The sequence below is a fragment of the Chelatococcus asaccharovorans genome, from assembly GCF_003201475.1.
Lineage (GTDB): Bacteria > Pseudomonadota > Alphaproteobacteria > Rhizobiales > Beijerinckiaceae > Chelatococcus > Chelatococcus asaccharovorans.
In genome coordinates, this window is the sequence record NZ_QJJK01000033.1 from 1 (window position 1) to 8,481 (window position 8,481).

11 protein-coding genes are annotated in these 8,481 nt (G+C 63.2%); 8 read left to right on the forward strand and 3 right to left on the reverse strand.

Going from position 1 to position 8,481, the window contains the following annotated elements:
* Positions 1–539, forward strand: a 539-nt coding sequence (locus C7450_RS33205; RefSeq protein WP_146227629.1) for a PDZ domain-containing protein, incomplete at its 5' end; no start/stop codon positions are given.
* Positions 540–702: 163 nt separating this feature from the next.
* Here the strand turns inward: C7450_RS33205 and C7450_RS33210 are convergent.
* From C7450_RS33210 to C7450_RS33220, 3 genes are all read right to left on the reverse strand, one after another.
* Positions 703–1,401 (reverse strand): metallophosphoesterase, encoded by a 699-nt coding sequence (locus C7450_RS33210; RefSeq protein WP_110378682.1) that lies wholly within the window; start codon positions 1,399–1,401, stop codon positions 703–705.
* A gap of 383 nt (positions 1,402–1,784) precedes the next feature.
* On the reverse strand, positions 1,785–2,063 hold the full coding sequence (locus tag C7450_RS33215) for a hypothetical protein (RefSeq protein ID WP_110378683.1): 279 nt from the start codon (positions 2,061–2,063) through the stop codon (positions 1,785–1,787).
* 360 nt (positions 2,064–2,423) lie between these two features.
* Positions 2,424–2,870 carry a hypothetical protein gene (locus C7450_RS33220; protein ID WP_110378684.1) on the reverse strand — a complete coding sequence of 149 codons (447 nt, stop codon included), beginning with the start codon at positions 2,868–2,870 and terminating at the stop codon, positions 2,424–2,426.
* Between C7450_RS33220 and C7450_RS34260 the strand changes: the two genes are divergently transcribed.
* The 7 genes from C7450_RS34260 to C7450_RS33260 form a co-directional block, all read left to right on the forward strand.
* Positions 2,869–3,051 (forward strand): hypothetical protein, encoded by a 183-nt coding sequence (locus tag C7450_RS34260; protein WP_110378685.1) that lies wholly within the window; start codon positions 2,869–2,871, stop codon positions 3,049–3,051. The genes C7450_RS33220 and C7450_RS34260 overlap by 2 nt on opposite strands.
* 118 nt (positions 3,052–3,169) lie before the next feature.
* Entirely contained in the window at positions 3,170–3,505 is a 336-nt protein-coding gene (locus C7450_RS33230) for a DUF6481 family protein (RefSeq protein ID WP_245450314.1), read from the forward strand.
* A 657-nt stretch (positions 3,506–4,162) separates the two neighbouring features.
* A complete protein-coding gene (locus C7450_RS33240; protein ID WP_110378688.1) occupies positions 4,163–4,498 on the forward strand; it encodes a GIY-YIG nuclease family protein in 336 nt (111 codons plus the stop codon).
* A 319-nt stretch (positions 4,499–4,817) separates the two neighbouring features.
* Positions 4,818–5,570, forward strand: coding sequence for a bestrophin-like domain (locus C7450_RS33245; RefSeq protein ID WP_110378689.1), 753 nt, complete (start codon positions 4,818–4,820; stop codon positions 5,568–5,570).
* A 117-nt stretch (positions 5,571–5,687) separates the two neighbouring features.
* The gene (locus C7450_RS33250) at positions 5,688–5,909 is read left to right on the forward strand and encodes a hypothetical protein (protein ID WP_110378690.1); all 222 of its coding nucleotides are present in this window, start codon (positions 5,688–5,690) and stop codon (positions 5,907–5,909) included.
* A 300-nt stretch (positions 5,910–6,209) separates the two neighbouring features.
* The gene (locus tag C7450_RS33255; protein ID WP_110378691.1) at positions 6,210–7,889 is read left to right on the forward strand and encodes a DUF4214 domain-containing protein; all 1,680 of its coding nucleotides are present in this window, start codon (positions 6,210–6,212) and stop codon (positions 7,887–7,889) included.
* 369 nt (positions 7,890–8,258) lie between these two features.
* Positions 8,259–8,481 (forward strand): leucine zipper domain-containing protein (locus C7450_RS33260; RefSeq protein ID WP_170147346.1); only part of this gene is annotated, 223 nt, incomplete at its 3' end.

An 8,481-nucleotide genomic window follows, 5' to 3' on the forward strand; every position in this document is an offset into this window, starting at 1 on the left:
CGGAAGGGGCGATCGTGGCGCGCGTCGAGGACACGGGTCCGGCGGCCAAGGCCGGCCTGAAGGCGGGCGATGCGATCGTGGCGATCGACGGCAAGACGGTCAGTGATGCGCGCGCCCTGTCGCGCGAGATCGCCGGCCATGCGCCGGGCTCCAAGCTCAACCTCTCGGTGTGGCGTGACGGCAAGACCGAGAAGGTGGCGCTGACGCTGGCGACCATGCCGGGCGAGAAGACGGCGGCGCTCGATACGGACGCGGCCGGCGGTCAGGGCAAGCTCGGGCTGCAGCTGGCGCCGGCGGCGAGCGTCGGCGGTGCCGGCAAGGACGGCGTGGTGGTGATGGGCGTCCAGCCCGGCTCGCCCGCCGAGGAGCGCGGCCTGAAGACCGGTGACGTCATCGTCGAGGCCTCCGGCCGCAAGGTCGAACGCCCCGCCGACATCACCAAGGTCATCGCCGAGGTCAAGAAGGAAGGCCGCAAGGCCGTCCTCTTCCGCCTCAAGACCGAAGACGGCTCGCGCTTCGTCGCTCTCCCGGTGGCGTAAGACAGCCGGCACGATGAGCCAAATTCGGATCGCCGATTCCGATACCACCAAGCGGTGATCCAGGAGGCGGCAGGCTGGAGGCCATCATCCAGCCTGCCGCCTTTTTCATGAACGGGAAGGCGTCGTCCGGGACGCCGATCGACGCGGATGCGATGCGCTCCGATCAGGGCCCGGGTCGGACCTTGCTGCCCGGCGCGATGATCTCGATCAGTTCCACGGGCCCGCCCGGCTTGTCATCGTCGAAGACGGCCACGACGAGCCGCCCCGTGCGCCAGGCCATGGTGTCGAGATTGATTCGCCCGCGATAATGCCGAGGCCCATCCTTATGCGGCGTATGGCCGTGCACGACATGGAAATCCCCATGCCCGTCCTCCACACCGGGAGCATAACGCATCCATATCAGGGTCTCAGGGTCCTGCGCTTCGATCGGCAGGGTCGAATCAACGCCCGCATGGACGTAGATCCTGTAGCGATCGCGGTGCATGGGGGCGAGCTCAGCCATCCATGCGAGATGTTCGGCAGGCACTGAGCCGCCGGGCTTGCCGCCCCTTTCGACACCGTAGGACTGCAGCGTTTCAAGCCCGCCGTTGTCGAGCCAGCGCTGCCCCGCGGCTGTGCCGGTCAAGGCGCCCACCATCATGTCCTCATGATTGCCCTTCAGGCATATCCAGGTCCAGCCAGGCGGCGGCCCGGCCATCAGCCGCGTGACCACCTGCCGGCTCTGCGGACCGCGATCGACATAGTCGCCTGTAAAGACGACCGTGGCGCCCTCCGGCGCACGCTCCGCGACCGCGGCCAAAGACGCCTCCAGGAGGTCGAGGCGCCCGTGCAAATCAGCGATAACGAAGGTGATACCCATCATACTCACGTCTGTCGGTGCAATCATATCGACCTAGTGGTTCGACTCTGACATTTGCATCCGTCCGATACCACCCTTGGAGCAAATGTCGGAGTCAAGAGAACCACTAGCAAGTTATTGGTCTAGTGGAGCTTTTGAATTTGACATTTGATCTGGAGCTTGATGTCAGGTGGGACTCAAATGTCAAATTCGCTCCACTAGCGCGACCGTGGCACAGTCGTCGAACCATCGTATGACGCGGATTGACGTGGTCTGTCGAACGCAAGTGGCCATATTATGATGAAGGATCGGAAACGTTCGGGATCCTGTTATCGCTGCAGCTCAGCCAGGGCCAATCCGGCAATGCCGATCGACCGGCACACCGGTATCTTCGCCTGACGTCGGCCTTATCGCTCGCCGGACGGGACGGGAACAGCATCAACGGCATGCTGCGGCAAGCCGCGCAGCAACGGAATGACGCAATCGTCCACCAGATGCCCCTCGTCTCCCGCCAGGAGATCCGTCAAACGCGCAATCCCCTCAGCAACAGACTCCCGTTCTGACCACACACGCTCGACGGCCTGTACCAAAATGGGATCGCCGACATGGGATACAATGACCAACCCGGCTTCGAGCTCGATCTCCAGATTGTCTCCATCTGCGCGAATGCGCGGAAAGTTTTCCATTTTCCCCAATTTCCCCCAATACTTAACCATACCGCACCCCCGATGCGCGCCCGAACTGGCTCGCCACCTCTCACTTTGACAAGCAAGAACTGTACGCAGCGGCATTCCGTGCTTCGGCCAACGGGAAAAGGGCGCGCGAACGCCCTTTGTTGCCGGAAGCGGTGGTGTTCGTGCCGCTCCTTTGGGCGATCCGCGTCCTTTGCATATGAAACTTCTTCAGGCTTCTGCGCGTCTCGGAGGAGCGAAGGAGTTGCAAAGGCTGCCGCCGACGGAACGCAGATCATCTTGCCGCAACCGGGACGCGGTCATCCTGAAATGGTACAATCCTGTTCCGTAATGGGATGCGGGTTCGGCCGTCCGTCAGCGCGCGCGATCAGGAAGGATCTGCAGAGGTGGCGCGATCGGCGCAGCCGCAACGCCACGCGCAGTCTGCGGCCGCGCGGAGGGTGCTGCCGGCTGCGTCGGTTCATCCGCCGCGGCAGCATCCACCGTCCCCGCGAATGGATCAACCTCGTCCGTTTCCTGAGTTCGGCGCGCCGTGTCCGTCGTCGCGGCGGAGCGACCAAGGCAGCCGGTGCATATGCCCATCATCGCGCGGCGCGCGGCTTGATTGCGACGCTCCGTTTTTTCATCGAGCGCCTTCAGCGCGGCATCGGCCTTGGCGTGAAAGGCCTTTTGCTCCGCCGTTTCACTGTCCGATCCGACCTTCTCGGACGGTGAAGGGGTCAGGGGAGCGGCCTGCCCGGGAGAGAAACCGATCACCAGAGCCGTCACCAGAGCGGCATTGAACACACAAAGCTTCAACATGGCATTCTCGCAAACCGCGGACGGCGGTGGAACAACTGGCGCCGGCGCGCCCTTCGACCGGCTCGTCAACCAAGGCAAACATTCGGTATGGCCAAAGACTCTTCTGATGGTTAACCATGGCTTTGCGATGGCGGCAATCCTCATCCTTCGCCTTCGCGAGCCCAGTGCCGATATGCAGTGAGATATCTCAAACTTTTTTTAACGACGCCCCCTGCCCTGCGTCTGGTTCGCGGAAGACATCTGCGGTATGGAGATGTCGAAAGGTGTGCATGAGGCACGTTGGAAGGGGTAATATCGTTTTGAAGCGCGTAAAGGGTGAATCGCTCACCGACCGATTGTCGTCTGCAGCCGCTGCCAAGAAGGCCCTTGCTGCATCCTTCCAGAAGAAGATCAGCGATCCGGAACTGGCGGAACGCCGTGCTGCCAATCTCGCGGTTGCCAGGGAGCGCGAGGAGCGCCTCGCCCAGCGATCCGCCGAGAAGGAGGCTGAGGAAATACGCCGCACAGCCGAGGAAGCCGCAGCCGCAGCCGCACGCACGGAACAGGAAGCCGCCGAGAAGGAAAGATTGCTCGCCGAGCAGAAAGCGGCACGCGACGCACGCTATGCCGCGCGAAAGGCCCGCCAGCGCCCCTGAGCCTCGGCTGGTTCTCCTGCGAGGGACCCGCGCGGGCTGCTGCCCCGAGACCAACGGCGCCCCGGACAGGCGCTCGGTCCCGGTGCCGTAGCGCTCCGCTGTTGCGCTCACCCGGCATTTGCCCCCGGCAATCGACATCGCTTCAGGCGGTCATGCGGCAGCTTCGTCGCATCTCCGGAGCCTGACCGCTAGCGAGCCTCCCCTGGACCGCCCCATGCGGTTCAGTGGGGGCTGGCGAGCACCGATGCGCCAGACCGCGATGGGGATCTTCGTGAATGGGATCCCGGTCCGCCCTGAACAGGGCCAGCGCCGCGTCTTCGAAGCCCGCCCATCCTCGGCCATCCTCGCCACGAAAGCGATAACTCCGCTCGCGGCCCCTTTGAGCGCCATCTGGCCGCATCATCCCGACGCGCCGTCTCACCATGGCACAGCAATCGGGCACCGCAATTGGACACAGCAATTGCGCACCGCAGCGTTGCGCAGCAGAGCCCCCGGGAAAGCGGCGCCGGGCCCCCGCGCCGCCATGGCAGGCGTGCCGCAGACGCCTTTTCCGATGATCTTGGTATCCCGGCGATCTTTGTATCCGGATTAAATTCGGCTTGCAAATATAACCCGGGTAAAATATGCCGAGCGATGCAGTCAAAGGAGATGTGCGAGATGGAGCGCGAGACGCGGAAGGCGCTCATTGCCGCCTATAAGGAGCGAAAGGTCGTCGCAGGCCTCTACGCCGTGGAATGCCTTGCGACAGGAGACCATTGGGCGGGTCAGGCGGCCGACCTCTCGACCATTTGGAACAGGCTCGATTTCACCTTGCGGCAGGGTCTGCACCGTCATGCCGGCCTGCAGGCGGCGTGGAGGACCCATGGCCCGGACGCCTTTCGCCTCAAAATACTCGAGACGATCGACGAGGACACGCCGGCCTTTGCCGCCGATCGCCTGCTGCGCGAGCGCCTCGTTCACTGGTGCGCGGAACTGAAGGCCAAAAGGCTCTGAAGGATCGGTTTGCCAACGTCATACAAATCCAATCCACCGTCCGGCCACAAGGGCCGGCATCCAGCGCGTGGCTGACGCGACGGCACGCAGGCGCACGCACGGCGCAACAGGCACGCCGGTCGAAGCGCCGCCAGTTCGTCACGCCGGCGGATCGTCGTCAATCTCAGCCGGGGAGACCGGCCCGCGGTGGACGATCATAGCACCCGCGAGCCAACTACGCCCTTAATCGTCGGTCCAACTCTTGTAATAGGCTTGCCAGCTCTTGTAATAGCCTGGCCAACTCTTGAGTGACGTGCGGACAGAAAGGTGGCGAATACCGATGAGCCCGCTTGCGATCGGAGGTATTGCATTTTGCTTCGTATTTGGCGCCGCCTGCCTGGGGATGCTTCTGCATTCCCGCCTGCCGGACGGCCATCTGTCCGGAGACTCGCGGGATGCGATCAAGCTCGCGACAGCCATTGTCGGCACCCTCTCGGCGCTCGCCCTCGGCCTGTTGATCGCCTCGTCCAAGCGATCGCTCGACGATGCCAACGGCGAATTGAGAGCTTGGTCGGCGCGGATCGTCCTGCTCGATCGGGTCATGGCCCAGTATGGGCCGGATACCAAGGAGATGCGCCTTGCCCTTCGGGCCCTCCTCGAGGCGCGGATACGTCACATCAGCGGGACATACGGCGCTGCCGCTGGCGTGTTTGACGATCTCGATGTCGAGCCCTTGCAGGATGGCTTGAGACGCCTGACGCCGGAGAACGACGCGCAACGCTGGCTTCAGATGCGCGCGCTTCAACTCAGCGGCGTGATCGCTGAGGCGCATTGGCTCAGGCCGGAAACGGAGACCGAAGAATTCCCGAGCCTGTTCGTTGCTTTCCTCGTGATCTGGCTTGCGCTTCTGTTCGGGTCCTTTGGCCTGTTGGCTCCACGCAACGCAACAGTCGTCTTTACACTGCTCGTCAGCGCCTTGTCGATCACCGGCGCTTTGGCTCTGATCATTGACATGGACCATCCGTATCTCGGTCTCGTCCGCGTATCGCAAGGGCCTCTCGTCTTGGCCCTCGACCGTATTGGCCAACCGTAGAAGAGGCTTCTATGATCTCGCTCCGGTCCCTCACCTGCGGCGGCGGAGGCTGAACCTCTATCGGCGTCATTTTCAAGCGGCGCCCCTGTCGGCGTTCGCAAAGATCAAGGAGTTCCAATGAAGCCTGCGACATCACGAGCGAACCTGCTCTCCTTCCTCAAGACCGTCCATACATCGAAGAAGGCGGTCAACTACATCCTGAACGACAGGGAAACGAAAGCTTACGGCGCCATCATCGAACTCGCGGATGATTATGTCATCGTGGGTGATCCTTCGAAGAAGTTCCGCACGCTTATTCCGATCGCGGCCATATCGGCGATTACCTACGAAGAAGGATGATGCGAGATCGATCGGTCCTGCCCCGTTTCCCTGTCCGCGCAGTGAACCGGCCCGCGGCAAGGCTTGATTTGCAACGCCAAGCTGCAGGTGACCCGGTACTGGTCGCGTGAAAGGAGCGAGCGCATCGACGACGGCACGCCCACCCCTGTCGCCGACCAGCCAATCCCCGATGAAGAATCGTTGATCACGCCAGTTTCCGGCATCACGCGCCTTTGCGACATGCTAGGAGCGCAGGTATCTATTTGGGTGCCAATCCACAATGGACGGACTTGCTCCAGAATACCTCGGGGGAATTGAAGAATGGCCACGACAGACGCAGCGTCTTCGTCTCTCATACCGGCGCATAGCCCGTTCAGCTATAATGTCGGCATCAACTACGAGAGCTGGGACGGCGGTCGCGTCGGCCGCGTCATCGCCAATGATCTCGATGCGATCACCCAGAACTTCAAGCTGATCAGGACCTACCACGACGCCGCCGTCGGCACCTCAGACCCGACGGCCCCGATCATCGAGCCCACGCAACAGGAGGTCATCTCCTATGTGCTGGCCCACCCCGGGCTGGAACTCAGCATGGGCACCAACAACAATGCCCTGGCGAATGGCGGCTATGGCGCGCCCTGGTCCCCGGGACTGATGGTCGATCCGGCCTATACCGACCAGTGGGTCGCCATGATCATCGAGGCCTTCGGCAGCACCAATGCCGTCGAGGAAAACCTCAAGATGATCCTCCTCGGCAACGAGCTCGACGCCAATGGTCCGCCGCCCGGGGATCCGCTGTTTGAAACCTACTACAGCGTCTGGATCCCAACGGCCTTCCAAAACCTGCAGACGTCGCTCGCAAATGCCGGGCTCGGCTCCATCCCCATCTCGACGACGATCGCCAATTATGGCACGGGCAATGTCGTCTCGACCTCGATCTCGTCGTTCATCGAGACCAACTGGAGCGCCAGTTGGAACGGTGGCGAGCCGATCGTCCTCTATAACCAGTACACGCCCGACAACGGCTCCTCGACGGATTACTCCTCCGTCATCAGCTATTTCGAATCGCTCGCCACCACCTTCGACGGGGCGCTCGCCCCCTTCATCGGCGAGACCGGATTCTCGACGCTCTACGGGCAGCCCGGCCAGGTCACCGTCTACAGCCAGATCTTCGACTGGCTCAACAGCCAGTGGGATACCGGCCACAAGACGGTTCCGCTGTTTGCCTTCGACGCCTTCGATCAGCCGGCGGCCTGGCCGGATGTGGAAAAATACTACGGCATCTACACCGATTCCGGCAGCCTCAAGCCCGGGCTGGCCGCGATCCTGCCGAGCTGGCTGACGACCGCGACCAGCACCTATGTCGAAGGAACAGCAGCGGCCGAGCGCTTCTTCGCCAAGCCGGGCAACGACATCGTCGACCCCGGCCTCGGCGATGACGTCCTCGCGCTGGGCGGCACCAGTGCACGCTACAGCGTCGCCCTGAGCGGCGCGGTGGCGCTGGTGACCGACCTCATGACCAACTCCACCGATGTGGTCAGCAACGTGCAGGCGCTCGAATTCGCCGATGGCACGAAGGCGCTCTTCGCCACGGACCAGACCCATATCGCGGCGCTCTATGAGGCCATGCTCGGGCGGGATGCCGACAGCGCAGGCCTTGCCTTTTGGGCCTCCCAGAGCTTCTCCGGCACCACCTTCGACGCGATGGCTTCGGCTTTCACGGATTCGGCCGAATATGCGGCCCGGTCCACGCTCGACGACAGCACCTGGCTCGCGGGCCTCTACGACAACCTGCTGCACCGGGCCGCGGACAGCGAGGGCCAGGCCTATTGGCTGGCGCAACGCGATGCGGGGGTCGCCCGGCATGAGATCGAGACCACGTTCATCCTCAGTGCCGAGTTTACCTCAGCCGCCCATGACCTCGTCGATTCGACCCAGTGGATGGGTCTTGTCGGCGGCACCCTGCCGGATCTTCCCGCAGCGCATGGCCCGTCGTCCTGATCGCGGACGGGGCGCTTCGCCGGCATCCACATCACCTATCTCGATGCGGTGACGGCGAAGAAAGCCGTGATCACCGACCCGGACACGGGCGAAATCCTGCCGGCGAAGAAGGTGCGCGGCTCGAAGTGGGGCGGCGCTTTCGCCGGCCAGGCCGCGCCATCCGTATGGCCTGGGCTGACGCGGGCAAGAATTTCAACGCCATGTGGATCGAGGAGATAGCGGAGTGATTGGCTTGAATTCGCCCGCCCCCCGAGCGCCTGCGCAGCCGCTGCCGGGCGTCTAGATGTCGAAGCTATGAAGGTTGTTCATCCGGGGCCGGGATGTGAGGTTGGGGTTGCGAAGCCAACCAACCCTGACCGGAGCGCCCGGATGAACATGCATGAGAATGCGCGGATGACCGTTCACGGTCGAGTCCTTTTGGTGAATCGGATCGTGGCAGGGGGCTGGCGCGTCGCGGATGCTGCGCGAGCGGCCGGGATTTCCGAGCGCACGGCCTACAAGTGGCTTGCGCGGTTCCGGGCGGGCGGCGAGCGGATGCTGCACGACAGGAGCTCGGCGCCCGGCCGGATGCCGCATGCGACACCGGTCGCGA